Raw genomic sequence first — 25,636 nt, forward strand, 5'->3', positions numbered from 1 at the left:
AAGCGCAGGATCAGCTGGTGCCCAGCGGGTCGATGGTCGCGGCGATGTAGAGCATCACCGTCGACATGGTGGCCATGGTCGCGAAGTCCAGACCCCGGTCGCGCAGCACCAGCAGCCCGGCCCGATCCGGCGACAGCACCAGCCGCAGCGCGGCGGCCACTCCGGTGCCGATCCCGATCAGCAGCGCGCCGCGGCGCCAGAAGTTGGCCCCGGCCAGCACGAACGCCGCGAAGAAGATCAGGCTGACCACCACGATCGGCCACTGGGCGGCGAGCACCCGGCGCACGTGCGTCACAGTGCGCTCTCGACCCGTTCGACGACGTTGGTCAGCAGGAATGCCCGGGTCAGCGGGCCCACACCGCCGGGGTTCGGCGAGACGTGCCCGGCCACCTCCCACACGTCGGGGTGCACGTCGCCGACCAGCCCGGCGTCGGTGCGGCTGACACCGACGTCGACGATGGCCGCCCCCGGACGCACCATGTCGGCGGTCAGCATGTGCGGCACCCCGACCGCGGCGACGATGATGTCGGCCTGCCGGGTCAGTGCCGGCAGGTCGCGGGTTGCGGTGTGGCACAACGTCACGGTGGCGTTTTCCGAGCGGCGGGTCAGCAGCAGTCCCAGCGGGCGGCCGACGGTCACGCCGCGCCCGACCACCACGACATGAGCGCCGGCGATCGGCACGTCGTAGCGGCGCAGCAGGTGCACGATGCCGCGCGGCGTGCACGGCAGTGCCGCCGGCGTGCCCAGCACCAGCCGGCCCAGGTTGGTCGGATGCAGTCCGTCGGCGTCCTTGGCCGGGTCGACGCGCTCCAGCGCGGCGTTCTCGTCGAGCTGCTTGGGCAGCGGCAGCTGCACGATGTAGCCGGTGCAGTCCGGGTTGGCGTTCAGCTCGTCGATGGTGTCGTTGAGCTGCGCCGTGCTGGCGTCGGCGGGCAGGTCGCGGCGGATCGAGGTGATGCCGACCTTGGCGCAGTCAGCGTGCTTGCCGCGCACGTAGGCATGTGAGCCGGGGTCGTCGCCGACCAGGATGGTGCCCAGCCCGGGCGTACGGCCCGCGGCGGCCAGCGTGGCCACCCGGGCTTGGAGGTCGACGAAGATCTCGTCGCGCGTCGCCTTGCCGTCCAACGTGATCGCACCCACGCGGACAGTCTGGCATGACCACCCGCGTACTCTCCCGATATGCCCGCCCCCGACGTCTTCAGCCCCGCCAAGCTCGGCCCGATCACTCTGCGGAACCGAGTCATCAAGGCGGCCACCTTCGAGAACCGCACACCCGGCGCGCTGGCCTCCGACGACCTGATCGAATACCACCGCCTGCCGGCAGCCGGCGGGGTGGGCATGACCACGGTCGCCTACTGCGCGGTCTCCCAAGGCGGCCGCACCTCCGATGACGGGCTGTGGATGCGTCCGGAGGCCGTTCCCGGGCTGCGCCGTCTCACCGACGCCGTGCACGCCGAGGGCGCGGCCGTCAGCGCCCAGATCGGCCACGCCGGCCCGGTCGCCGACGCCCGCTCCAACAAGGCCCGCGCCCTGGCCCCGGTGCGGTTCTTCAACCCGATCGGCATGCGGTTCGCCAAGAAGGCCAGCCGCGACGACATCGACGAAGTCACCAAGCAGCACGCCGACGCCGCCCGCTACGCCCTCGACGCCGGCTTCGACGCCGTCGAGATCCACCTCGGCCATAACTATCTGGCCAGCTCGTTTCTTTCTCCGCTGATCAACCGTCGCTCCGACGAGTTCGGCGGCTCATTGGCCAACCGCGCCAAGGTGGCCCGCGGGATCGTGCAGGCGGTACACAAGGCGGTGGGCGGTCAGATCGCGGTGACGGCCAAGCTGAACATGTCCGACGGCGTGCGCGGCGGCATCAGCCTGGACGAGTCGCTGACCACCGCGAAGTGGCTGCAGGACGACGGCGGCCTGGACGCCCTGGAACTGACCGCCGGCAGCTCGCTGGTCAACCCGATGTACCTGTTCCGCGGGCATGCCCCGGTCAAGGAATTCGCCGGCGTCTTCCCGCCGCCGCTGCGCTGGGGCATGCGCATGACCGGCAACAAGTTCCTGCGCGAATACCCCTACCAAGACGCCTACCTGCTGAACGACGCCCGGCTGTTCCGCGCCGAGCTGTCGCTGCCGCTGATCCTGCTGGGCGGCATCACCAACCGCGAGACCATGGATCAGGCGATGGCCGAGGGCTTCGAATTCGTCGCGATGGCCCGCGCGCTGCTGGCCGAACCGGACCTGATCAACCGGATCGCCGCCGAGCCGGCGACTTTGTCGGAATGCATCCACTGCAACCAGTGCATGCCCACGATCTATCAGCGCACCCACTGCGTGGTGACCGGCGCGCCGGACTCGATCCACTGACGATCTCGACTCGCGGCCCGGCGGACAAACCACCTCTTCCCTCCGCCCGATACAGTTGATCCGATGAGTCACCCTGTTCCGCCGGTGCTGACCGTGCGCTACGACGGGTCGCAAGGCACGTTCTCCGCAGGCCACGATGTGGTCATCGGGCGTGACCTGCGCGCCGACATCCGCATCCCCCATCCCCTGGTTTCGCGCGCGCATCTGCTGCTGCGCTTCGAGCAGGGCAGATGGCTGGGAGTCGACAACGGCTCACTGAACGGCATCTACGTCAACGGCCAGCGGGTGCCGGTCGTCGAGGTCCGCGACGGTCAGGCCGTCAATCTCGGCAACCCGGACGGGCCGCGGGTGTCCTTCGAGGTCGGGCGGCACCAGGGTCAGGCCGGCCGTCCGCCGCAGACCGTCTCGATCCAGCTGCCGCCGCCGGGCCAGCCCGGAATCGCCCGCCCGGGCCGGCCGCTGCAGCCGCAGGGCCGCCCATCGCATCCCGACCCGGTGCTCTACCCGGATCCGCGTTCGGCCGGGCAGCCCGGCGTGCAGCAGCCGTACCGGCCCGCCCCGCCGCCGCCGCAGCCGGCGCCTCCCACTCACTGGCAGCCGGCCTACCCCGGCAGCCTGGCCGGCCCGGGCGGCCCGCCGGGCGAGGCCGCGTTGCGGCCCGGCTATCAGCCTCCCGTCCAACCACCCGCGCCGCCGTCGTCGCCGGCCGAGGTGTTTCCACTGCGGCAGCCGTCCACCCGGATGGCGCCGGTGGCGGCCAAGCCCCCGGAAATGGGCAATCTCGCCACCCGGATGATCGACATCCTGCGGCCCGGTTCTGCCGCACCGCCGGAAGCACCGGCCGGTGCGATGACCATCGGCCGGGCCACCGACAACGATGTCGTCATCTCCGACGTGCTGGCCTCCCGGCACCACGCGATGCTGATCTCGACCCCGCTGGGCACCGAGATCCGCGACAGCCGCAGCATCAACGGAACGTTCGTCAACGGCGTCCGGATCGGCTCGGCGATCCTGTCCGAGGGCGACGTGGTCACGATCGGCAACGTCGACCTGGAATTCACCGGCGGCAGCCTGCTGCGCCGCACCGAGGCCGCCTCGAAGTCTGGCGGGCTTGAGGTCCGGGACGTCTGCTTCGACGTCGAGGGCGGCAAGCGACTGATCAACAACGTCACGATGACGGCCCGGCCGGGCACCCTGACCGCGCTCATCGGCGGCTCGGGCGCCGGCAAGACGACGCTGTCGCGGCTGATCGCCGGCTACACCAAGCCGACCGCGGGTTCGGTCACCTTCGAGGGCCACAACATCCACACCGAATACGCCTCACTGCGCAGCCGGATCGGGATGGTGCCGCAGGACGACGTGGTGCACCGGCAGCTCACCGTCAACCAGGCGCTGGGCTACGCCGCCGAGCTGCGGCTGCCCCCGGACAGCACCAAAGCCGACCGGGACCGGGCGGTGGCCCAGGTCCTCGAGGAACTCGAGTTGACCAAGCACGCCGACACCCGGGTCGACAAGCTCTCCGGCGGCCAGCGCAAACGCGCGTCGGTGGCCCTGGAGTTGCTGACCGGGCCGTCGCTGCTGATCCTCGACGAGCCGACCTCGGGCCTGGACCCGGCACTGGACCGCCAGGTGATGCTGATGCTGCGCGGGCTCGCCGACGCCGGTCGCGTGGTGCTGGTGGTCACCCACTCGGTGTCCTACCTGGACGTCTGCGACCAGATTCTGCTGATGGCACCCGGCGGCAAGACCGCGTACTGCGGCCCGCCCAAAGAGGTCTTCCCGGCGATGGGCGCCGACAACTACGCCGACATCTTCGCCAACGTCGGCGCCGACCCCGACGAAGCCAACCGGCGGTTTTTGGAGCGCGAAGGCGGCCACCAGGGCACCGCCGCCCCGGTGCCCGCGACGCCGCCGACCGATTTGGGCAGCCCGCCACCGGAGAGCCTGCGAAAACAGCTGTCGACGATCGCGCGCCGCCAGGTCCGGCTGATCGTCTCCGACCGGGGCTATTCGATATTCCTGGGGGTATTGCCCTTCATCGTGGGTGCACTGTCGCTGACGGTGAAAGGCAAAGGCGGGCTCGGCATGCCTGGGCCCGACGCGCCGACCGAGCCGCAGTACATCATGGTGCTCCTCATCATCGGCGCGGTCTTCATGGGCACCGCGCTGACCATCCGAGATCTGATCGGGGAGCGCCCGATCTTCAAACGAGAACAGGCCGTCGGCCTGTCGACGGTCGCCTATCTGCTGGCCAAGGTCGGGGTGTTCTGCGCGTTCGCCACCGCACAGGGCGCGATTGCCACCATGATCGTGATTCTGGGCAAAGGTGGACCGACGCAGGGCGCGGTGATGTTCGGCAGCGCGAATTTCGACTTGTTCCTCGCGGTCGCCGGAACCTGCGTCGCCTCAGCGATTCTCGGACTGGCGCTGTCGTCGTTCGCGCAGTCCAACGAGCAGATCATGCCGATGCTGGTGGTGTCGATCATGTCGCAGCTGGTGCTGGCCGGCGGCATGATCCCGGTGACCGGACGGATCGGGCTTGCCCAGGCCGCCTGGGTGACGCCGGGCCGGTGGGGCTACGCCGCGGGCGCGTCCGCGATCGACTTCAACAAGCTGGTCAACGTGCCGCAGATCCCCAAGGACCACCTGTGGGACCACACCAAGGGCATCTTCTTGCTCGACATGGGGATGTTGGCCCTGCTGTCGGTGTTCTACACCGTGGTGGTGTGGTGGAAGATCCGGCTCAAGCGCTGAACTCAGCGCTGGTCGGGCTCGCTGTCCAAGCGCAGACCGTGGGCGAGCGCATACGCCATCGCCTGGCCGATATCGATGCGCGCGCCGGTCAGCGACGCGGTGGTCCACAGCGTCGCGTCGACCCGCGCCCCGCGCAGGTCCGCCTCGTCCAGCCGGGTGCTGCTGGTACGGGCGCCGGTCAGATCGGCCCCGCGCAGCACCGCTTTACGCAGGTCGGCCTCCACCAGATTGGCTTCGCGCAGCCGGCAGCCGCTGAGGTCCACGCCGCGTAGGTCGCTGCCACCAAGCCCGGCCAAGGTGAAGTCCACATCCTCGAGCACCACCGGCCGCATCCGGCACTGCACGAATGACGAGCCCAGCATGCTGCACTGGGAGAACTCGCTGTGCCACAACGAGGTCCGTTCGAATCGGCAGTTGCGGAACGCCGAACCGCGGTGCTGCGACTCGGCGAAATTGGCGCCGCTGAAATCGCAGCCGTCGAACACCACCCGCTCGGTACGCAGTCGCGAGAGGTCCTCGTCGCGAAAGTCGTGGCCCGCGAATTCACGCCCGGACCACAGCGGTGCCTCGCTCAACCGTTGGAGACCAGGCTGGCCAGCGCGTACTCGCTGATGGCGATCAGCGCGTCGCGCGCGGACCGCTGGTCGCGCGCGTCGACGGCGATCACCGGGATGTGGTCCGGCAGGGCGAGCGCCTTGCGCACGGCGGCGACCGGGTAGCGCGGGGCGCCCTCGAACTCGTTGACCGCGATCAAGAACGGCAGGTTGCGGTGCTCGAAGAAGTCGACCGCGGCGAAGCTGTCCTGCAACCGCCGGCAGTCGGCCAGGATGATCGCACCGATCGCGCCGCGCACCAGGTCGTCCCACATGAACCAGAACCGGCGCTGACCGGGCGTCCCGAACAGGTACAGCACCAGGTCATCGGCGAGCGTGATGCGGCCGAAGTCCATCGCCACCGTGGTGGTCCGCTTGTCCGGGGTGGGCTCCAGGGTGTCGACGGCCGCCGAGGCATCGGTGACCAGCGCCTCGGTACGCAACGGCATGATTTCGGAGACCGTGCCGACGAACGTGGTCTTGCCGACCCCGAACCCGCCCGCGATGACGATCTTCGTCGAGGCTGAGTCCTGCTCGCGGCGCGGGCTATCCGAGCGCTCGTAGGCCACGCAGCGTCCTTCCTATCAGTTCTCGGCGTTCGTCCCGGGTGGACGCCTCGTTCAGCGTGCGACGCACCCGAAGGTAGCCCGAGGTGATCAGATCCCCCACCAGGACGCGCGCAACACCCAACGGCAGGTCCAGCCGAGCCGAGATCTCGGCGACCGAAGGGCCCGTCCGACACAGTTCGACGATCCGGCCGCGTGGGTCGCTGGCCGGCCACTGGTTGGGTTCCGCCGGCCGCAAGGTCTGCACCGGGGCTTCCAGAGGAAGCCTGACGTCGGTATGGGTCCTACCGGCGGTCAGCGTATACGGGCGTACCAGGTGCGCTTCGGCCTCCGGGCTGTCGGCGCGCTCAGGACTGTCCATGTCACCGGGTCCTTACGAGCGCCGGCCCGGTGCCGACGACGCATTGCGGCGCGCCGACTGCACCACCGCGCCGACCCGTTCCACCAGGACCGCCATCTCGTAGCCGATCTGACCGATGTCGCAGGAGGAGCTCGCCAGCGTCGCCAGGTGCGAACCGTCGCCGACTCGCATCAGCAGCAGGTAGCCGTGCTCCATCTCCACCACCGACTGCAGCACCCGCCCGCCCTCGAACAACTGAGCCGCTCCACCGGCCAGGCTGGCCAATCCGGACGCCACCGCGCCGAGCTGGTCGGCCCGCTCCTTGGGCAGGTGCTCGCTGGCCGCGACCGTCAGTCCGTCGACCGACACCAGCACAGCGTGCGACACCCCCGGCACCTCGCGGGCGAAGGTGGTCACCAGCCAGTCCAACGAGCCTTCGGGGGCGCGCCGCTGGTCACTGGGTTCGGTGGGGAAAGTCATTGCTGATTATGTCCCTGGTCGGTGTCGAGGCCAGTCTCGAGGCCGGTGTCCCGGGCGTGCGACCTCGCGGCGCGCACCCCGCTGAAGTGGCTGCTGATCGAGGCGCGGATCGCCGCGGGATCCCGCTCCGGCGCCTCGTGGGCGGGCCCGCGCGGCACGCCGTTGGATGCTACCGGCTCGTCGGTGCCGCCCGGACCGTCCGGGCCCTGCGGCGGCGTCTCGGCTTCGGCCGAGCCGGGCACCAGTCGGGCGCCGGGTTCGCGGACCGGCAGGCCGTGTTCGGTGTGGGCGGCGACGGGGATGTTCTCCACTTCGGCGGCCACCGACCAGCCGCGGTCCCACACCGACTGCCAGTCCAGGTCGGCGCGCAGACTGGGGTCATTGGGATCGGCACCCAACGCTTCGGAGAGCATCCGCTGATAGATCGTGTCGGTGTCGGGGTCATCCTCGGTGCGCTCGACCCGGGCCCGCGCCGCGAAGTAGGCCGACGTGTCTGCCGGCGAGGTCTTCTCCACCACCGGCTCGGGCTCGCGATCGTCCTCTTCGGCCGATTCTGCGGGTTCCGCTGCAGGTTCTGCTGCAGGTTCTTCGGAGGCCTCCCACCAGGGCTGCGGCAGTTCGCGGCGGACCCGGCCGGCGTCGACCGGCTCGTGCAACGGCTGTTCGGTCGGCATGCCGGTGATGCCGCTGGAGCCCGGCGTGCGGCGCGGCAGCAGCGAGACGACGGGCCCGGGCTCGACGTCCTCGGGTGGCGCATATGGCTCGGGCTCGTCGGCCGGGTAAGGCTGGTAGTCCTGGTAGTCCTGGTAGTCCTGGGGTTCGGGCGGGTAGGACGGCACCGCCGGCGGGGCGGGGGGCGTCGGATACTGCGGCCGGGCCGGCTCGTCGGCCGGCCGGTGGGTCAGCAGGTGCGCCGGCAGATACACCTCGGCGGTGATGCCGCGCGAGCCCTGCGAGGCGGGGAACAGCCGGACCTCGATCCCGTGCCGGTGCGCCAGCCGGGAGATCACGAACAGACCCATGTGACGGGCGTTCTCCGGACTGAACTCGCCGCCGGACGCCAGCCGCATGTTGGCCATCCGCAGGTCGGCGTCGGTCATCCCCAACCCGGCGTCGACCACCTCGACCACCACCCCGCCGTCGTTCTCGAAACCGGCGACCACCCGCACCGGCTCCGTCGGCGCCGAGTAGCGCAAGGCGTTGTCGATCAACTCCGCGAGCAGGTGCACGCCGTCCGCCGCCGCGGCGCCGATCACCGTGATGTCGGGCACCAGCACCGTCTGCACCCGGTGATAGCCCTCCACCTCCGAGGCGGCGGCACTGATCAGCGTGGCCAGCGAGATCGGCCGGCCCCGCTCGTGCGGCACCCGGGCACCGGCCAGTACCAGCAGGTTCGCGCCGTTGCGCCGCATCCGGGCGGCGAGGTGGTCCAGCCGGAACAGGCTCTCGAGGCGGTCCGGGTCGTCCTCGTTGCGCTCCAGCCGGTCGATGAGCGCCAACTGCTGGTCGACCAGGGACCGGTTGCGCCGCGACATCGTCTCGAACATCTCGTTGACCAGGCGCCGCAGCCGGGCCTCGTCACCGGCCAACAACAGCGCCTGCGCGTGCAGCTCGTCGACAGCGTGGGCGACCTGACCGACCTCCTCGGTGGTGTAGACCGGCAGCGGCGCAGGCTCGCGTTCGTCACCGGCGCGCACCCGGGCGATCTCGTGTTCGAGGTCGGCATGCGCGACCTGCAGCGCGCTGTCGCGCAGCGTGCGCAGCGGCCGCACCAGCGAACGCGCCACCAAATACACCGCCAGCAGCGTGGCGACGATGGCGGCCAGCACCAGCGCGATGTCGCGGATGGCGGCGGCGCGCCGGTCGGCGGCGCGGTCCTCCACCGCCTTGGTCACCGCCCCGGTGTTCTCGGCGATCAGCCGCGCGGCGATCTGGTCGGTGGTGCGGAGGGAGTCGCGCAGCACCGGGTTGTTGGGCAGCACCTGCTCGGGGTCGGACATGATCGCCATCCGGGTCACCAGCTGCTGCTGCAGGCTCTTGGCCTCCGGGGAGTCGACGCCGAGTACCTCGCTCATCCCGAACAGCGTGGACGGCTCCGTGCCGGCCAAGGTCATCATCGAGGTGCGCAGTTCCGGGTCCGGAAGCTCCCCGCCCCGGTTGACCAGCAGTTCCTGCATCATCATCTGACCGCGGGCGCCGACGGCGCGGCTCAGGCCCTCGGTCTGCGACCGGATCCGTTCACTGTCCAGACGCACCGACCCGTTGATGGCGTCCTCGGCGGTCAGCAGGATCGGCGCGTAGCCGGTCACCTCGTCGCGCAGACCGATGCCGATGGTCGACACCCGATCCAGCAGCCCCGCGCCACGCTCGATGAGCGTGCCCACCCCGGAGCGCACGTCGGTGGCGACGTCGGTGTGCGACAGCCGCGAGGCCAGCTCGTACTTGCGGTTCTCGAAGTTCTTCCTGGCACCCTCGGCGTCCCCGTCGGAGGAGACGGCCACCAGCGCATCGCCGAGCGCCGACATGTAATTGGTGATCGCCGGGACCATCTCGGCGCGGTCGGCGACCAGTTGGAGCTGGTTGGCCTCCGACAGCGCGCTGGAGACCCGGAGCCCGCCGAAGACCGCGGCCAGCAGCATCGGCAGCAGGGCGATCGCCAGCACCTTCCACCGCACCGGCCAGTTGCGCACCGACCACCGCGACGGGCGTTTCACCGCCAGCGCGTCCGGCTCTTCCGCGTAGTCCTCGAATGCTGAGTCCACCCCGTCCGGGTGGTCGAAGAGCGTCACCGCTCGGCGGCCGGATCGCCGACCGCTCGGCTGAAATTCACCGTTTGCGCCTTCTTCATCGGAGCTTCCGGCGTATCGCACCCGCTGAACCCTGAGCGGTGTGAGACCCGCCTTGATCTAGGCCGTCCCTACGTCGGCAATTCGACGAGTATGACAGTCCGCGCGTGCCACCACCATAGCCTTTACCGAAAAGGCACAGCTCCTGAGATGGTTTCGTGTCCGGTGGCCGCTCCCCCGGGCTGAGCCTCAGGCCGTAACCTCAGCTGCGTGTTTCGGGTGCTGTTCTATTCGCCGCGCATCCCGCCCAATACCGGCAACGCCATCCGGATGGTCGCGGCCACCGGCGCAGAGCTGCATCTGGTGGAGCCGCTGGGCTTCGACCTGTCCGAGCCCAAACTGCGCCGCGCCGGGCTGGACTATCACGACCTGGCCGCGGTCACCGTGCACCCGTCCTTGCCGGATGCCTGGGCCGCCCTGATGCCGGCCCGGGTGTTCGCCTTCACCGCCCACGCGCAAACCTCGTTCGCGCAGGTGCGCTACCAAGCCGGCGACGTGCTGATGTTCGGCCCGGAGCCCGACGGCCTGGATGCGGCAACGCTGGCCGATCCGCACGTCACCGCGCAGGTGCGTATCCCGATGCTGCCCGGCCGGCGCTCACTGAACCTGTCGAATGCCGCCGCGGTCGCGGCTTATGAGGCCTGGCGCCAGCACGGGTTCGCCGGCGGAATGTGACGCGGTTTCACTAGAGCCTTATTGGTGACCCGCTGCGCCCGGCTCCGCCGCGCTTGCGATCACCAAGTATCCCAGTGCGCCACCTGCTCGGCCGGCAGTCGCTTGGCCGGCTTGAAGTCGGTGCCCTGGGTGTAGGCGATCGGGAACAGCCCGCCCTGGCTGTACTCCTCGTAGGGGATGCCGAGCACCTCGGCGGCCTGCTTCTCGCCGTCCTCGAGCAGGTGCAGCGTCGTCCAGCAGGAGCCCAACCCGCGGGAGCGCAACGCCAGGCAGTAGCTCCAGGCGGCCGGGAACAGCGACGCCCAGAACGACGCGCTGATGCCCAGCGACGCCTTCTCCGGCCGACCCTCCAGACACGGGATCAGCATCACCGGCACCTCGTGCAGGTGCTCGGCCAGGTATTTGGCCGAGCCGCTGACGAGGTCCATCCGCTCACTGCGGACGTCGCCCTCGCCGTAGTCGGGCCGCAGCCGGTCCAGATACGGCAGGGCGTTGGTGCGGTAGATGTCGGCGATCGCCTGCTTCTTGACCGGGTCGGTGATGAACATCCACTGCCAGCCCTGGGCGTTGGAGCCGGTGGGGGCCTGCAGGGCGATCTCGAGGCACTCCATCAGCACCTCGCGCGGAACCGGCTTGTCGAGGTCGAGTCGCTTGCGGACCGATCGGGTGGTGGTCAGAACTTCGTCTGCGGACAAGTTGAGGTTCATCTGTGCAGGCTAACTGCTAATTCTGCCGAAGTTTCACACCGCGCGATATCGCGGTGGTGCCGGCCTTCATCAGCAGGCGTTTGACCCGCATGGCGCCCGCTCCCGCGGTGGAGGCCAGGATCGACCGGTCCGACGGGACGAACTCGAGCGGATCACCTTCGCGCAGTTCCCCATTGCGGACCACCGTGCCGTAGACGCCGAGGCAGTGATTGGTGTGGGCGGCGATGCTGCGGGTGATCTGACGGTCGCGACCCAACTCAGGCTGGGGGTGCGACGGCATCACGCAGCGGACGGTGGGCAGCAGCGGTTTGACGGCGGCCAGCGGCGCCTGCAATGTGCCTCCGCACCAGTCGGTCTCGGGATGGCCGGAAGCCCCGGAAGTGCTAGCCGCATCTACCAGGACCGTGGGGCGAAAGCGCCGAACGTCGAAGTCGGAACCCGGGGTCAGCCCGGCCATCGTGCGCAGGGTCTGCTCGGTGACCACGTGCACCGGATAGGCGTCGACATAGCTGCCGACCGGCGTGATGTAGCGGCTCAGCTCGGCGAGCTTCTTGACCGGAAACATCGACAGATCCGGCAGGGGTTCGTCCTCGTCGAGACCGAAGTACTGGTGCAGATCGGCCGCGCTCGCCATGGACCCGCGATACTGGTCGCGGTCCTCGATCGGCGGCAGCGGCCGCAGTTCGACGTCTCGGTCGAGGTACGCCGAGAGCGCGGCGTGGACCTGCGGGTCGGAACTGGAGATCTCGCTGCCGTCGGGGAATTCGATGACCACCTCCGGTGCGTGGCCGGGACCGGCTTCCGGTGGCGGCGGCAGCGCATAGCGCGCTGTGCACAACAACAGCCCCGCCAGGCGCTTGGCGCTGGTGGTCGCATTCTTCTCCAGGTCGCGGACCGCCCACGTCCGGTCCGCGTGCAGGCCCAGCTTGCCGACCCCGGCGGTGGTGACGCGCTGTCCGGCCATGGATTTCACCGGGTAGCGCCAAATGCCGGTGATTCGACCGACCTCGCCCATACTCTGCAGAGCTTAATCGGCCGGCGATGGGTTTCGGGGCAGGTCCGGCGTCACCGGAAGTCGCGGGAGCGCGACGCCACCACCAACTCGAGTGCGCCCAGTCGCTCGGCCAGCACGGTGACCGCCCCGCTGGCGTTCTGCACCCGCCCGCGGATCAGCAGTGCCGTCGCGGTCTGCGCCAACCGGCGATGGCGCGTCCACACCCCCGGCGTGCACAGCACGTTGACCATCCCGGTCTCGTCCTCGAGGTTGACGAACGTCACCCCGCGGGCGGTCGCCGGCCGCTGCCGGTGCGTCACCGCACCGGCCACCAGCACCCGGGTGCCGTCCGGGACGGCGGTGAGCTGCCCGGCCGGGATGACCCCGGCCGCGTCGAGGTCGGCGCGCAGGAACTGGGTCGGGAAGCTGTCCGGCGACACCCCGGTGGCCCACACGTCGGCGGCGGACAGTTCGATCTCGCTCATCCCGGGCAGCGCCGGCGTGTGCCCATCCCAGCCGGACACCCCCACCCCGGGCAACCGGTCCGGCCGCTGGCCCGCCGCCGCCCCGGCCGCCCACAACGCCTCGCGCCGCGACGTGCCGAAGCAGCCGAACGCGCCGGCGGTCGCCAGCGCCTCGGCCTGCGGGCCCGAAAGCTGCACCCGGGCGGTCAGATCCAGCATCGAGGCGAACGGACCATGGGCCTCGCGGTCGGCCACCAGCCGCTCGGCGAGGTCGTCACCGATGCCGCGGACCGCGCCCAACCCGAGCCGGACCTGGGTGCCGTCGCGCTCCAGCGTGGCGTGCGCCAGGCTGGCGTTGACGCACGGGCCGTGCACCACGACGCCGTGCCGGCGGGCGTCGGCGACCAGCGACTGCGGTGAATAGAAGCCCATCGGCTGCGCCCGCAGCAGTGCGGCGCAGAACGCGGCCGGGTGGTGCAGTTTGAACCAGGCCGAGTAGAACACCAGTGACGCGAAGCTCATCGCGTGGCTCTCCGGAAACCCATAGTTGGCGAAGGCTTCCAGCTTTTCGTAGATCCGGTCGGCGGTCGCGCCGGTGATGCCGTGACACTGGGCCATGCCGCTGTAGAACCGGTCCCGCAGCCGGCGCATCCGCTCCGGGGAGCGCTTGGAGCCCATCGCGCGGCGCAGCTGGTCGGCTTCGCCCGCGGTGAATCCGGCGCAGTCCACCGCCAGCGTCATCAGCTGCTCCTGAAACAGGGGGATTCCCAGGGTTTTCTGCAGTGCCCGCTCCATGCAGGGATGCTCGTAGGCCACCGGGTCGATGCCGTTGCGGCGGCGAATGTAGGGATGCACCGACCCGCCCTGGATCGGACCGGGCCGGATCAGCGCCACTTGCACCACCAGGTCGTAGAACACCCGGGGACGCAGTCGCGGCAGGGTGGCCATCTGCGCGCGCGACTCCACCTGGAACACCCCGACCGAGTCGGCGCGGGACAACATCTCATACACCGCCGGCTCGGACAGATCGATTGCGGCCAGGTCCACCTCGATGCCCTTGTGCTCGGCCACCAGGTCGATCGCGTAGTGCAGCGCGGAGAGCATGCCCAGACCCAGCAGGTCGAACTTCACCAGACCGATTGCCGCACAGTCGTCTTTGTCCCACTGCAGCACACTGCGACCGGGCATCCGCGCCCATTCCACCGGGCACACGTCGGCGATCGGGCGGTCACAGATCACCATGCCGCCGGAGTGGATGCCCAGATGCCTTGGCAGGTCGGCGATCTGAGTGGCCAAGTCGATCACCTGCTCGGGTATGCCTTGGATATCGGCGTCATCGGCGCGGCTCAATGCGCCCCACCGGCCCAGCTGCTTGCTCCAGGCGTCCTGCTGGCCCGGCGAGTAGCCCAGCGCGCGGGCCATGTCCCGCACCGCGCTGCGACTCCGGTAGGTGATGACGTTGGCGACCTGGGCGGCGTGGTCGCGGCCGTATTTGTCGTAGACGTACTGGATCACCTCTTCCCGGCGATCCGACTCGATGTCGATGTCGATGTCGGGCGGGCCGTCGCGGGCCGGGGACAAAAACCGCTCGAACAGCAAACCATTGGCCACCGGGTCGACCGCCGTGATACCGAGGGCATAGCAGACCGCGGAGTTGGCCGCCGATCCCCTGCCCTGGCACAGGATGTCGCTGTCCCGGCAGAACCGGGTGATGTCGTGCACCACCAGGAAGTATCCCGGAAACCCCAGCTGCGCAATGACTTCCAGTTCGCGATCGATCTGGGCATACGCTTTTCGAGCCCGTGGCCCGTGCCCGGGCGGGCCGTAGCGGCCCGCGGCGCCGGCCAGGGTCAGCTGCCGCAACCAGCTGTCCTCGGTGTGGCCGTCCGGAACGGCAAACGGCGGCAGCTGCGGGGCGATCAGCGCCAGCGAGAACGCGCACTGTTCGCCGAGTTCGGCCGCGGCCGACACCGCCGACGGGTGTGCCGCGAACAGCCGGGCCATCTCCGCGCCGGAGCGCAGATGCGAGCCGCCCAGCGGGGCCAGTCGGCCGGCGGCGGCATCCAGCGACTGCCGGGCCCGGATCGCCCCCATCGCCATCGCCAGCCGGCCCCGGTCCGGCCCGGCGAAATGCGCTGCGGTGGTGGCCACCAGCGAAACCCCGAACCGGGGCGCCAGCGCCGCCAGGGCCGCGTTGCGCTCGTCGTCGTAGGGATCGCCGTGCCGGGTCAGCTCGACACTGACCCGCTCGGCCCCGAACCGGTCGACCAGGTCGGCCAGCGCCGTCGCCGCCGCGTCCGGACCACCGGCGGCCAGCGCCTGGCGGACGTGCCCCTTGCGGCATCCGGTCAGGATGTGCCAGTGCCCGCCCGCCGCGCCGGTCAGCGTATCCAGATCGAAACGCGGCCTGTCCTTTTCGCCGGCCAGGTGTGCGGCGGCGATCTGCCGCGACAACCGCCGGTAGCCCTCCGGGCCGCGGGCCAGCACCAGCAGGTGCGGGCCGGGCGGGTCCGGGTCGTCGGTGCGGGCCTTCTCCCCCAGCGACAGCTCGGCGCCGAAGACGGTGGCGATCTGGTGTCCCGCGGCGGTCAGTTCGGCGGCCGCCTCGGCGAACCGCACCACCCCGTACAAACCGTTGTGATCGGTCAGCGCGATCGCCCGCAGGCCCAGCCGGGCGGCCTCGGCGACCAGCTCCTGCGGAGTGCTGGCCCCGTCGAGGAAGCTGTAGGCCGAGTGCGCGTGCAGCTCGGCATAAGGGACCGTCGGGCCGGCCGGCGTGGGCCGCTCGGGTCGCGGCGTCGACCGGCCGTGATCGGCCGACACACCGGCCGGCTGATCGGTGTGACGAGGCTTACCATTGAGCACTCGCTCCATTTCCGCCCAGCTCGGCGGCCCACTGCCCCAGCCCACACCCACCACGATATCGAACGTGTGTGCGATTCACGCACCCGTGGGTGTTGGAAAGAACTTTGATGCACTAATCTGTGTCAGATTCCGGCACCACCCGAAAGGCAATTCTTGATGTTCGGCGTTGTCAGACGCGCGTGGTTACCGCTGCTCATCGTGTTGGTTCTCGTGGTGGGGGGGTTCGTCGTGCATCGCATTCGCGGCTATTTCGGCGGTGATGACAGCGGCAATAGCGCCGCCCCGTTCGAGGACACCAAGCCGTTTCACCCCAAGGTCGTGGTCTACGACATCTTCAGTCCGGACGGGACCTACGCCGACATCAACTATCTCGACTTGGAAGCTCTCCCGCAGCGGGTCGACGGCGCCGCCCTGCCGTGGACTCTCACCCTGTCGACCACCAACCCGGCGGTGAGCCCCAACATCGTCGCGCAGGGTGACGGCAGCACCATCGGCTGCCGGGTCACCATCGACGGCGAGCTCAAAGACGAACGAATCTCCAGCAGCCCCGTGAGCGCCCAGACCTTTTGCATTGTGAAATCAGGATGAGCAAACACCTCAACGACGACACCCCGACCGAGACGCTGCCGGCAGCGCAGCCGCCCCACCGCGGCGCCATAGCGACATGGGTCCGCCGGCTGGCGGTACCGCTCATCCTGGCCTGGTTGGCGATCACCGTGTTGGTGAACGTGATCGTGCCGCAACTCGACGAGGTCGGGGCGATGCGCGCGGTGTCGATGGCCCCCAAAGACGCCCCGTCGATGATCTCGATGATGCGCATCGGCAAGACCTTCGACGAGTTCAAGTCCGACAGCTCGGCGATGGTGGTGATCGAAGGCGACGAGCCGCTCGGTGACGACGCGCACCGCTACTACGACGAGCTGGTCGCCAAGATGGAGGCCGACACCGAGCACGTCGAGCACATCCAGGACTTCTGGAGTGACCCGCTGACCGCGGCGGGGTCGCAGAGCCCGGACGGCAAGGCCGCCTACGTGCAGGTGTACCTGGCCGGCAACATGGGCGAGACCCTGGCCAACGACTCGGTCAAGGCCGTCCAGAAGATCATCGCCGACACCCCGGCACCGCCCGGCGTGCAGGCCTACGTCACCGGCGGGGCCGCCCTCAACGCCGATCAGCACATCGCCGGCGACCGCAGCCTCAAGCTCATCACCTCGCTGACGTTCGTGGTGATCATCGTGATGCTGCTGAACTTCTACCGCTCGATCGGCACCGTGCTGCTGGTGCTGGGCATGGTGGTGTTCGAACTGGCCGCGGCCCGCGGCGTGGTGGCCGTGCTCGGCTTCTACAACATCATCGGCCTGTCGACGTTCGCGGTGAACCTGCTGGTGACGCTGGCCATCGCCGCCTCGACGGACTACGCGATCTTCCTGCTCGGCCGCTATCAGGAGGCGCGGTCGCTCGGCGAGGACAAGGAGTCGGCCTTCCACACCATGTATCACGGCACCGCGCACGTGATCCTGGGCTCGGGCCTGACCATCGCCGGCGCGACCTTCTGCCTGTCGTTCACCCGATTGCCCTACTTCAAGTCACTGGGTGTCCCGCTGGCCATCGGCATGGTGGTGGTGACGTTCGCGGCCCTGACCTTCGGCGCCGCGGTGGTGGCGGTGGCCAGCCGCTTCGGGATGCTCGAGCCCAAGCGGGGGATGCGGATCCGCGCCTGGCGGCGGCTCGGCGCGATGATCGTGCGCTGGCCGGGGCCGGTGCTGGTGGCCACCACCGCGGTCTGCCTGGTCGGGCTGCTCACCCTGCCGGGGTATGAGACCAACTACAACGACCGCGAGTACATGCCCAGCGACATTCCCGCCAACGTCGGTTACGCCGCCGCCGACCGGCACTTCTCCCAGGCCCGGATGAATCCGGAACTGCTGATGATCGAGTCCGATCACGACCTGCGCAACCCGGCCGACTTCCTGGTCATCAACCGGATCGCCAAGCGGGTGTTCGAGGTATCGGGTGTCGGACGGGTGCAGACCATCACCCGGCCGCTGGGCACACCGATCGAACACACCACGATCCCGTTCGCGATCAGCATGCAGGGCACCACCCAGCAGCTGAACATGAAGTACCAGCTCGACAGCATGCGGAACATGCTGAAAATGGGTGAGGACATGCGTGTCTCCGTCGACAGCATGAAGGCGATGCTCGAGGTGACCCGCGAGATGTCGGCGACCACCCACAGCATGGCCCAAAAGATGCACATCATGCTCGGCGACATTCAGAAGCTGCGCGACGAGATGGCCGACTTCGACGACATGTGGCGCCCGATGCGCAGCTACTTCTATTGGGAGCCACACTGCTTCGACATCCCGATCTGCTGGTCGATCCGGTCCATCTTCGACATGATGGACGGCATCGACGCGATGACCGAGGATTTCGAAAAGGTGCTGCCCGACATCGACAACCTCGACCGGCTGATGCCCCGGATGCTCGAGATCATGCCGCCGATGATCGAGACCATGGAAAACATGCGGACCACCCAGCTGAAGATGCAGTCCACCATGGAGGGCCTGCAGCTGCAGATGGAGAAGATGATGGAGGGCCAGAACGCCATGGGCAAGGCGTTCGACGACTCCAAGAACGACGACTCGTTCTATCTGCCGCCGGAGGCCTTCGACAACCCCGACTTCAAGCGCGGGATGAAGATGTTCCTGTCGCCGGACGGACATGCGGTGCGGTTCATCATCTCGCACGAGGGCGACCCGATGTCCCCGGAGGGCGTCAGCCACATCGAGCCGATCAAGCACGCCGTGCACGAGGCGCTCAAGGGCACCCCGCTGGAGGGCTCCCGGGTCTATCTCGGCGGCACCGCGGCCATGTTCAAGGACATGAAGGACGGGTCGGCCTGGGACCTGATGATCGCGGGCATCGCCTCGCTGTGCCTGATCTTCATCATCATGCTGCTGATCACCCGGGCGGTGGTGGCCTCGGCCGTGATCGTCGGCACCGTGCTGCTCTCCCTGGGCACCTCATTCGGGATCTCGGTGCTGGTCTGGCAGCACATCATCGGGCTGCATCTGCACTGGATGGTGCTGGCGATGAGTGTGATCATCCTGTTGGCGGTCGGCTCGGACTACAACCTGCTGCTGGTCTCCCGGATGAAGGAGGAGATGCACGGCGGGCTCAAGACGGGCATCATCCGCGCCATGGGCGGCAGTGGCTCGGTGGTGACCTCGGCGGGCCTGGTGTTCGCCTTCACCATGATGTCGATGCTGGTGTCCGAACTGCGGGTGATCGGCCAGGTGGGCTCCACCATCGGGCTGGGCCTGATCATCGACACGCTGGTGATCCGGTCGTTCATGACGCCGTCGATCGCCGCGCTGCTGGGCCGCTGGTTCTGGTGGCCGCAGCGAGTGTGGTCGCGGCCGAGTCCGGTGGCACAGCAGGTCTCGCCGACCGCACCCACCAGCCCGGTGTCCATCGACCGGGTCTGAGCCCGGCGGCTAGGACTCCGGGCGCACCACCAGCACCGGCGCATGCGCCGACTGCACCACCGCCAGGCTGACCGAGCCCAGCAGCATGCCGGTGAAGCCGCCGCGGCCGTGGCTGCCCACCACGACCAGCTGCGCCTGCTGCGACTGCTCGACCAGTTGGTCGGCCGGCCGGTCGCAGACCACCACGCGGCGCACCGTGACGTCGGGGTAGCGCTCCCGCCAGCCGGCCAGCCGCTCGGCCAGGGCCAGTTCACCGTCGGATTCCATTGCGGCCGCGTCGACCCCGGGGAAATCGAGCACGCCGGTGTCGTGCCAGGCGTACACCGCCACCAGCTCCACCCCGCGCAGCGACGCCTCCTCGAACGCCACCGCCGTCGCGGCCTCCGAGACCGGGGACCCGTCGATGCCGATCACCACCGGTGCGGTGTCGGAGCGCTCTTGCTCCTCGTGCAGGACCACGACCGGGCAGTGCGCATGCCGGACCAGTGACGAGCTGACCGAGCCGAGCAGGCTGCGACGCAGCAGCCCGTGTCCGCGAGATCCGACCACCAGCCGGGCGGCGTCGCGGCTCAGGTCCACCAGCACCGGAACCGTCGAGCCGACCACGATCTCGGCGTCCACCGGCAGATCCGCGCCCTGGGTCGCGGCGATCGCGACGGCTTCGCGCAGGTGGCGTTCGCCCTGTTCGTGCTGCCACTCGGTGTAGCCGGGCGGCATCGGCGTCTCGGGGAACGTCATCACCACCGGCGGAGCCAGCACATGGACCAGGGACAGCGGCAGGTTGTGCAGGACGGCATCGCGGGCCGCCCACTCGACCGCAGCGTTCGACGACGGCGATCCGTCGACACCGACGAGGATTCCAGGGTTCACCCCTCCACGCTAAGCGGTGTGACACCGTGGTGCCTAGCCACCGTTGAACTCAAGGAAGGCGGTCCGCACGTTGTCCATCACGATCGATCCACGCCGGCACGACGCGGTGCTGCTGCGCCTCGACGACGGCGCTGCGGCGCTGACCGCGCGGCTGCAGCAGGCCGGGGTGCGGGCGCAGCCGGTGGCATCGAGCGCCGAGCTGGTGTCCGCGGCCGCCGAATTGCGGGTGCGGCCGGGCCGGTGCGTGGTGCTCACCGACTCGGAATCGGACGTAAACACGGCTCGCAGTGCGGGTTTCGCCCTGGTGATCGGCGTCGGGTTCGACGGCGCCGACGCGGCGGTGGCCGACCCGGACCAGGTCGCGGTGCGCACCGGCGACCGGCCGATGTCAGCGTTGCCCGACGCGATGACCGCCCCGGAGCTGGGCGAGCTCACTCGCCCGGCGGTGTTCTTCGACTTCGACGGCACGTTGTCGGAGATCGTCGACGATCCCGACGCGGCCCGGCCGGTTGCCGGCGCGCTGGATGCGTTGGCCGCGTTGGCCGCCCGCTGCCCCGTCGCGGTGCTGTCCGGCCGCGATCTGGCCGACGTGCGCGAACGGGTCGGACTGGACGGGATCTGGTATGCCGGCAGTCACGGCTTCGAGATGACCGGACCCGACGGTGCCCATCACCAGAACGATGCCGCCACGGGCGCGGTGTTCCTGCTGTCGGCGGCGGCCGGTTCACTTCACGGTCAGCTCGGCGAAATCCCAGGAGTCATGGTGGAGCACAAGCGTTTCGCGGTCGCCGTGCACTACCGCAACGCCGCCCGGGATCGGGTCGGAGAGGTGCTGGCGACGGTGCGCGAGGCCGGCCGGCGGCGTGGGCTGCGGGTGACGACCGGGCGCGAGGTGATCGAGCTGCGCCCGGAGATCGACTGGGACAAGGGCCGCACGCTGCACTGGATTCTGGAGCAGTTGGAGCCGGTGACGCCGCTGTTTCTCGGCGACGACATCACCGACGAAGACGCGTTCGACGCGGTGGCCGAGTTGTCGGGTGCCGGGATCGTGGTGCGGCACAGCGATGACGGCGACCGCGCCACGGCCGCCCGGTTCGCACTGGACAGTCCGGCCCGCGTTGCCGAGTTCACCGCCCGATTGGCGCAGCGGCTCGCCGGCGAGGAGGCTTAGAGCCCGTCGCAGTGAATACAGTGACAAACGGACCGAGCAATCAGTCCCGGTATTCGGCAGCCCCGTCGTCGAGCACCACCCGCGCATTGCCACCGTCGGGGCCGGCAGCCTCGGTGCGGAACACCGCCTTACCCGGCTCGGTCCGCCAGATCGAGGTGGTCAGCGTCTCCCCCGGGAAGACCGGGTCGGTGAAGCGCGCCGCGATCGCGCTGACCCGGTGGGCGTCACCGCCGCCGAGTTCGGCGACCAGCGCGCGGCCGGCGAAGCCGTAGGTGCACAGCCCGTGCAGGATCGGCTTGGGGAAACCGGCCAGCGTGGTGGCGAACCAGGGGTCGCTGTGCAGCGGGTTGCGGTCGCCGGAGAGCCGATACAGCAGCGCCTGATCCTCCCGGGTCGGATACGCGATGCGGGCATCGGGCTCGGAGTCGGGGATCTGCGGGGCGACCGGCCGCTGCCCCGGCTCCCCGCCGAAACCACCGGCCTTGCGGATGACCACGGTGGTCAGCGTCTCGGCGATCGGCTCGGAGGTCCTGGGGTCGGTGCCGCGTGCCCGCAGCATCACGACGGCGTTCTTGCCCTCCCCCTTGTCCTGGATGTCGGCGACCTCGGCGACCACCTGCAGGCTTCCGGAGGCGGGCAGCGGCGCGAACAGTCGTACCTCCTGGGAGCCGTGCAGCAGCAACGCCGGGTTGAACGTGCCGATCTTGCCGGCGGCCGCAAAACCCAGACAGCAGATGACGGCGTAGGTGGGCAGCACCTGCTGGGCAATGTCGTGGCTGTTCTCGGTGGTGAACGCCAGGTCGGCGGTGCCGGCGCCGACTCCGAGCGCATAGAGCATGGTGTCGCGATCGGTCCATTCGACCAGCACCGGATCGGTGGTCACGCCGATGGCTGTCGGGTCCAGTGCCATGGGTTCTCCTTACGGCGGTTGTCGGAGGCGATTCGCCCTCACCATTTCAGCAGAACCGGCCTCCTCGGCGCCGTCGACACGGCAGGCTGTCGCCATGGGGACGCGCATGGGGAACCGCAGCAGTAAGTTGTTCGCGATGGTGGCGGCCGCGCTCGCCGCGGCCCTGGTGCTCGGAGGCTGTTCGGGGACACCGCATACGCGCACCATCACCCTGACCTTGATCCGGCACGCGGAATCCGAAGCAAACGCCGCCGGGATCGTCGACACCGCGGTGCCCGGTCCGGGCCTGACCGAGAAGGGCCGCGCCGACGCCCAGGAGTTCGCCGGTCAGCTCTCGCGCAACCACTACGACGGCGTCTACGCCTCCTCGATGGCGCGCAGTCAGCAGACCGCCGCCCCGCTGGCGCGCGAGTTGGGCCGGCAGGTGCAGATCCTGCCCGGCCTGCGCGAGATCAGTGCCGGCTGGTTCGGCGACAAACCCGGCTCGGTGGCCCAGGCGCCGTACCTGCTGGCCCCACAAGCCTGGGTTCACGGTCAGCGGACCGCAGCCATTCCCGGTTCGATCGACGGCAACCAGTTCAACGAAGAGTTCAGCGCCGCGGTGCAACAGATCTACGACAGCGGCGATGCCAATCCGGTGGCGATCTCGCACGCGGCGTCGATCATGACCTGGACCCTGATGAACGTCAAGAATCCGCGTGACGAGCTGATGACCGACCACCCGCTGCCCAACCTCGGCCGGGTGGTGCTCAAGGGCAGCCCGGGCACCGGCTGGAAGCTGGTGGACTGGGACGGCATTCGCGCGTTCTGAGTTCAGGGCGCTGATGAGTGCGGCCGATGACTCCGATGATCGCCTGACCGACACCGGCCGGGTGGAGGCGTTCAGCGACGGCGTCTTCGCGATCGCGGTGACTCTGCTGGTGCTCGACCTCAAGGAACCGGCGCACGCCCCCGGGGCGCTGCTGGACGGGCTGATCCGGCAGTGGCCGGCCTACCTCGGCTATGTCGCGTCGTTCGGCTATGTCGCGGTGATCTGGCTCAACCACCACCAGGCGTTCAGCGCGATCAAACACGTCGACAAGGGCGTACATCTGGCCAACATCGCCCTGCTGTTCACCACCGCGCTCATCCCGTTTCCCACCGCGGTGCTCTCCCGCGCGTTCATCGACGGCGCCGACAGCGGCGACGCCCGCACCGCGGTGGCGCTGTACGCCGGAATCCTGGCGGCGATGTGCGCGAGTTGGCTGCTGCTGTTCGACCAGGTCAGCCGCCGCCCCGGCCGGTTGGCCGAGGACGATGTGGATCCGCGAGGGTTTGCGGCTCAACGGTTTCGGGCGATAGTCGGGATCATCGCCTACCTGGCGGCAGGCGTGATCGGTGTCGTGTGGTCGCCGCTGATCGCGCTGGCGGTGTTCGTCGTGATGCCGGCTTTCTATGCGGTCACTGTCCCGGGGATGGGCCGGCGAGACTCAACTCACCATTGACGTAGCCGATCGAAGCGACCACCATGGCCGCATGCGTTATGTCGTTACCGGCGGTACCGGGTTTATTGGGCGGCGGGCGGTGGCCCGAATCCTGGAGCACAGTCCCGATGCGCAGGTGTGGGTGCTGGTGCGCCGCGCCTCGCTGAGCCGCTTCGAGCGGCTCGCAGCCGACTGGGGCGAGCGGGTGAAACCCCTGGTCGGCGACCTGACTGCGGAGAACCTCGGGCTGACCGACACGGTGATCGCCGAACTCGGCGGCATCGATCACGTGCTGCACTGTGCGGCCATCTACGACATCACCGCCGGCGCGGCCGAACAGCAGGCAGCCAATGTCGACGGCACTCGCGCGGTGATCGGGCTGGCGAAACGGCTCGACGCCACCTTGGCGCACGTGTCCTCGATCGCGGTGGCCGGCGACTACGCCGGCGAGTTCACCGAAGACGACTTCGACATCGGACAACAATTGCCGACCCCGTATCACCAAACCAAGTTCGAGGCCGAACAATTGGTGCGCTCGACGCCGGGACTGCGCTACCGGGTGTACCGACCGGCGGTGGTGGTGGGCGATTCGCACACCGGCGAGATGGACAAGGTCGACGGGCCGTACTACTTCTTCCCGCTGCTGGCCAAGCTGGCGGCGCTGCCCCGGCTCACCCCGATGGCGGTGCCTCACACCGGACGCACCAACGTCGTTCCGGTCGACTACGTCGTTGATGCGCTGATCGTGCTGATGCACGCCGACGGCCCATCCCCCTCCTCCTGGGACGGGCGCACTTTCCACCTGACGGCGCCGAAATCCATTGGACTGCCCGAGATCTACCGGGCCGTCGCCCGAGAGGCCGGGCTGCCCCCGCTGCGCGCCACGCTGCCCGGCGCGGTGGCGGCCCCGGTGCTCAACGTCGGCGGGCGAGCGCGGGTGTGGCGCAACATGCTGGCCACCCAGGTGGGCCTTCCCGGCGAGGTCCTCGACCTGGTGAACCTGCGGCCGACGTTCGTCGCCGACGCCACCCACGCGGCGCTGAACGGCGCCGTCCGGCTGCCCGAGTTCGCCGACTACGCACCGAGGCTGTGGCGGTACTGGGCGGCGCACCTGGATCCCGACCGCGCCCGCCGCGACGATCCGGCCGGCCCGCTGGTCGGGCGGCACGTCGTCATCACCGGGGCGTCCAGCGGCATCGGCCGGGCTTCGGCGATCGCTGTCGCCGAGCGCGGCGGCACGGTCTTCGCGCTGGCCCGCAGCGGCGAGGCGCTCGACGAGCTGGTGGCCGGGATCCGGGCCGCAGGCGGGCAGGCCCATGCGTTCACCTGCGACGTCACCGACTCGGCGTCGGTGGAGCACACCGTCAAGGACATCCTGGGCCGGTTCGGGCATGTCGACTACCTGGTGAACAACGCCGGCCGGTCGATCCGCCGCTCGGTGGTCAATTCAACCGACCGGCTGCACGACTACGAGCGCACCATGGCGGTCAACTACTTCGGTGCGGTGCGGATGGTGCTGGCGCTGCTGCCGCACTGGCGGGAACGCCGGTTCGGCCACGTCGTCAACGTCTCCAGCGAAGGAGTGCTGGCCCACAGCCCGAAATACAGCGCGTATGTGCCCACCAAGGCGGCGCTGGACGCGTTCGCCGACGTGGTGTCGACCGAGACGCTGTCGGATCACATCACGTTCACCACCATCCACATGCCGCTGGTGGCCACCCCGATGATCGCGCCGACCGGAAAACTGGTTCCGATGGGGGCGATCAGTGCCGAGCACGCGGCGGCCATGGTGGTACGAGGTCTGATCGAGAAGCCGGACCGGATCGACACCCCGCTGGGCACTTTGGCCGACGCCGGCAACTACCTCACTCCCCGGCTGGCCCGCCGGCTGCTGCACCAGCTCTACCTGGGCTACCCGGACTCGGCCGCCGCGCGCGGGGTGGCGCCCACTGAAACCGTTGCATCCGTTGCGGCACAACCGGTACGCCGTCACCCGAAGCGGCCGGCCCGGGCGATCGCCCGGGTGCGCATGCCCCGCCCGGTCAAGCGGGCGGTGCGGTCGCTGCCCGGCGTGCACTGGTGA

The 25,636-nt window shown here is 69.4% G+C and carries 21 protein-coding genes; 9 read left to right on the forward strand and 12 right to left on the reverse strand.

The genetic code is table 11. The features are described from left to right. Positions 1 to 10: 10 nt before the first annotated feature. Together AC5Y31_RS17430 and AC5Y31_RS17435 are read right to left on the reverse strand one after the other, a co-directional pair. Complete coding sequence (locus AC5Y31_RS17430; protein ID WP_499981825.1) at positions 11 to 295, reverse strand: DUF3017 domain-containing protein; 285 nt, start codon at positions 293 to 295, stop codon at positions 11 to 13. Beyond that, on the reverse strand, positions 292 to 1,140 hold the full coding sequence (locus tag AC5Y31_RS17435; protein ID WP_301633943.1) for a bifunctional methylenetetrahydrofolate dehydrogenase/methenyltetrahydrofolate cyclohydrolase: 849 nt from the start codon (positions 1,138 to 1,140) through the stop codon (positions 292 to 294). Before AC5Y31_RS17435 ends, AC5Y31_RS17430 begins: the two co-directional genes overlap by 4 nt. Positions 1,141 to 1,179: 39 nt before the next feature. On the opposite strand from AC5Y31_RS17435, the gene AC5Y31_RS17440 reads away from it, so the two are divergent. Together AC5Y31_RS17440 and AC5Y31_RS17445 are read left to right on the forward strand one after the other, a co-directional pair. Beyond that, entirely contained in the window at positions 1,180 to 2,364 is a 1,185-nt protein-coding gene (locus AC5Y31_RS17440) for an NADH:flavin oxidoreductase (protein ID WP_499981827.1), read from the forward strand. 63 nt (positions 2,365 to 2,427) lie between these two features. Further along, complete coding sequence (locus tag AC5Y31_RS17445) at positions 2,428 to 5,118, forward strand: ATP-binding cassette domain-containing protein (RefSeq protein ID WP_499981829.1); 2,691 nt, start codon at positions 2,428 to 2,430, stop codon at positions 5,116 to 5,118. A gap of 2 nt (positions 5,119 to 5,120) precedes the next feature. Here the strand turns inward: AC5Y31_RS17445 and AC5Y31_RS17450 are convergent, their stop codons facing one another. From AC5Y31_RS17450 to AC5Y31_RS17470, 5 genes are read right to left on the reverse strand one after another with little or no spacing between them, the layout of a single operon-like run. Then, positions 5,121 to 5,693, reverse strand: coding sequence for a pentapeptide repeat-containing protein (locus AC5Y31_RS17450; RefSeq protein WP_065026140.1), 573 nt, complete (start codon positions 5,691 to 5,693; stop codon positions 5,121 to 5,123). Then, entirely contained in the window at positions 5,690 to 6,280 is a 591-nt protein-coding gene (locus AC5Y31_RS17455; RefSeq protein WP_065026139.1) for a GTP-binding protein, read from the reverse strand. The genes AC5Y31_RS17450 and AC5Y31_RS17455 overlap by 4 nt, the downstream gene beginning before the upstream one ends. Next, positions 6,258 to 6,638, reverse strand: coding sequence for a DUF742 domain-containing protein (locus AC5Y31_RS17460; RefSeq protein ID WP_065026138.1), 381 nt, complete (start codon positions 6,636 to 6,638; stop codon positions 6,258 to 6,260). Before AC5Y31_RS17460 ends, AC5Y31_RS17455 begins: the two co-directional genes overlap by 23 nt. A 12-nt stretch (positions 6,639 to 6,650) precedes the next feature. Then, positions 6,651 to 7,097 carry a roadblock/LC7 domain-containing protein gene (locus AC5Y31_RS17465; RefSeq protein ID WP_065026137.1) on the reverse strand — a complete coding sequence of 149 codons (447 nt, stop codon included), beginning with the start codon at positions 7,095 to 7,097 and terminating at the stop codon, positions 6,651 to 6,653. Then, on the reverse strand, positions 7,094 to 9,886 hold the full coding sequence (locus tag AC5Y31_RS17470) for a sensor histidine kinase (protein WP_499981832.1): 2,793 nt from the start codon (positions 9,884 to 9,886) through the stop codon (positions 7,094 to 7,096). The genes AC5Y31_RS17465 and AC5Y31_RS17470 overlap by 4 nt, the downstream gene beginning before the upstream one ends. 267 nt (positions 9,887 to 10,153) lie before the next feature. On the opposite strand from AC5Y31_RS17470, the gene AC5Y31_RS17475 reads away from it, so the two are divergent. Continuing rightward, on the forward strand, positions 10,154 to 10,618 hold the full coding sequence (locus AC5Y31_RS17475; RefSeq protein ID WP_499981834.1) for a tRNA (cytidine(34)-2'-O)-methyltransferase: 465 nt from the start codon (positions 10,154 to 10,156) through the stop codon (positions 10,616 to 10,618). Between the two features lie 59 nt (positions 10,619 to 10,677). Here the strand turns inward: AC5Y31_RS17475 and AC5Y31_RS17480 are convergent, their stop codons facing one another. From AC5Y31_RS17480 to AC5Y31_RS17490, 3 genes are read right to left on the reverse strand one after another with little or no spacing between them, the layout of a single operon-like run. Continuing rightward, positions 10,678 to 11,325, reverse strand: coding sequence for a nitroreductase family protein (locus AC5Y31_RS17480; RefSeq protein WP_499981835.1), 648 nt, complete (start codon positions 11,323 to 11,325; stop codon positions 10,678 to 10,680). 16 nt (positions 11,326 to 11,341) lie between these two features. Next, positions 11,342 to 12,340: an MOSC domain-containing protein gene (locus tag AC5Y31_RS17485; RefSeq protein ID WP_499981836.1), complete on the reverse strand. Its 999-nt coding sequence runs from the start codon at positions 12,338 to 12,340 to the stop codon at positions 11,342 to 11,344. A 50-nt stretch (positions 12,341 to 12,390) separates the two neighbouring features. Continuing rightward, positions 12,391 to 15,693, reverse strand: coding sequence for an error-prone DNA polymerase (locus AC5Y31_RS17490; RefSeq protein ID WP_499981838.1), 3,303 nt, complete (start codon positions 15,691 to 15,693; stop codon positions 12,391 to 12,393). A 111-nt stretch (positions 15,694 to 15,804) separates the two neighbouring features. Here AC5Y31_RS17490 and AC5Y31_RS17495 point away from each other — a divergent pair, with 111 nt between their 5' ends. Beyond that, complete coding sequence (locus AC5Y31_RS17495) at positions 15,805 to 16,236, forward strand: MmpS family transport accessory protein (RefSeq protein WP_065026132.1); 432 nt, start codon at positions 15,805 to 15,807, stop codon at positions 16,234 to 16,236. Then, positions 16,233 to 19,139, forward strand: coding sequence for an MMPL/RND family transporter (locus AC5Y31_RS17500; RefSeq protein WP_499981840.1), 2,907 nt, complete (start codon positions 16,233 to 16,235; stop codon positions 19,137 to 19,139). Before AC5Y31_RS17495 ends, AC5Y31_RS17500 begins: the two co-directional genes overlap by 4 nt. 9 nt (positions 19,140 to 19,148) lie before the next feature. Here AC5Y31_RS17500 and AC5Y31_RS17505 read toward each other — a convergent pair whose 3' ends face one another. Beyond that, positions 19,149 to 20,009, reverse strand: a complete 861-nt coding sequence (locus AC5Y31_RS17505; RefSeq protein ID WP_499981841.1) for a universal stress protein — start codon at positions 20,007 to 20,009, stop codon at positions 19,149 to 19,151. 70 nt (positions 20,010 to 20,079) lie between these two features. Between AC5Y31_RS17505 and otsB the strand changes: the two genes are divergently transcribed. Next, positions 20,080 to 21,180, forward strand: coding sequence for a trehalose-phosphatase (gene otsB / locus AC5Y31_RS17510; RefSeq protein ID WP_499981844.1), 1,101 nt, complete (start codon positions 20,080 to 20,082; stop codon positions 21,178 to 21,180). Between the two features lie 40 nt (positions 21,181 to 21,220). Here otsB and AC5Y31_RS17515 read toward each other — a convergent pair whose 3' ends face one another. After that, positions 21,221 to 22,090 (reverse strand): MaoC/PaaZ C-terminal domain-containing protein, encoded by an 870-nt coding sequence (locus AC5Y31_RS17515; RefSeq protein ID WP_499981846.1) that lies wholly within the window; start codon positions 22,088 to 22,090, stop codon positions 21,221 to 21,223. Between the two features lie 106 nt (positions 22,091 to 22,196). On the opposite strand from AC5Y31_RS17515, the gene AC5Y31_RS17520 reads away from it, so the two are divergent. From AC5Y31_RS17520 to AC5Y31_RS17530, 3 genes are read left to right on the forward strand one after another with little or no spacing between them, the layout of a single operon-like run. Beyond that, positions 22,197 to 22,901: a histidine phosphatase family protein gene (locus tag AC5Y31_RS17520; RefSeq protein WP_065026127.1), complete on the forward strand. Its 705-nt coding sequence runs from the start codon at positions 22,197 to 22,199 to the stop codon at positions 22,899 to 22,901. 13 nt (positions 22,902 to 22,914) lie between these two features. Next, positions 22,915 to 23,574 carry a TMEM175 family protein gene (locus tag AC5Y31_RS17525; protein WP_301633922.1) on the forward strand — a complete coding sequence of 220 codons (660 nt, stop codon included), beginning with the start codon at positions 22,915 to 22,917 and terminating at the stop codon, positions 23,572 to 23,574. A 31-nt stretch (positions 23,575 to 23,605) separates the two neighbouring features. Next, positions 23,606 to 25,636: an SDR family oxidoreductase gene (locus tag AC5Y31_RS17530; RefSeq protein WP_499981848.1), complete on the forward strand. Its 2,031-nt coding sequence runs from the start codon at positions 23,606 to 23,608 to the stop codon at positions 25,634 to 25,636.

The sequence above is a fragment of the Mycobacterium sp. NGS18 genome, assembly GCF_059813185.1.

Bases quoted from the DNA above. Each gene is read 5' to 3' on its own strand.
- AC5Y31_RS17520 (WP_065026127.1), top strand. From the start codon at position 22,197: ATGGGGAACCGCAGCAGTAAGTTGTTCGCGATGGTGGCGGCCGCGCTC.
- AC5Y31_RS17445 (WP_499981829.1), top strand. From the start codon at position 2,428: ATGAGTCACCCTGTTCCGCCGGTGCTGACCGTGCGCTACGACGGGTCG.
- AC5Y31_RS17525 (WP_301633922.1), top strand. From the start codon at position 22,915: ATGAGTGCGGCCGATGACTCCGATGATCGCCTGACCGACACCGGCCGG.
- AC5Y31_RS17515 (WP_499981846.1), bottom strand. From the start codon at position 22,090: ATGGCACTGGACCCGACAGCCATCGGCGTGACCACCGATCCGGTGCTG.
- AC5Y31_RS17460 (WP_065026138.1), bottom strand. From the start codon at position 6,638: ATGGACAGTCCTGAGCGCGCCGACAGCCCGGAGGCCGAAGCGCACCTG.
- AC5Y31_RS17485 (WP_499981836.1), bottom strand. From the start codon at position 12,340: ATGGGCGAGGTCGGTCGAATCACCGGCATTTGGCGCTACCCGGTGAAA.
- AC5Y31_RS17500 (WP_499981840.1), top strand. From the start codon at position 16,233: ATGAGCAAACACCTCAACGACGACACCCCGACCGAGACGCTGCCGGCA.
- AC5Y31_RS17440 (WP_499981827.1), top strand. From the start codon at position 1,180: ATGCCCGCCCCCGACGTCTTCAGCCCCGCCAAGCTCGGCCCGATCACT.
- AC5Y31_RS17480 (WP_499981835.1), bottom strand. From the start codon at position 11,325: ATGAACCTCAACTTGTCCGCAGACGAAGTTCTGACCACCACCCGATCG.
- AC5Y31_RS17495 (WP_065026132.1), top strand. From the start codon at position 15,805: ATGTTCGGCGTTGTCAGACGCGCGTGGTTACCGCTGCTCATCGTGTTG.
- AC5Y31_RS17465 (WP_065026137.1), bottom strand. From the start codon at position 7,097: ATGACTTTCCCCACCGAACCCAGTGACCAGCGGCGCGCCCCCGAAGGC.
- AC5Y31_RS17530 (WP_499981848.1), top strand. From the start codon at position 23,606: ATGCGTTATGTCGTTACCGGCGGTACCGGGTTTATTGGGCGGCGGGCG.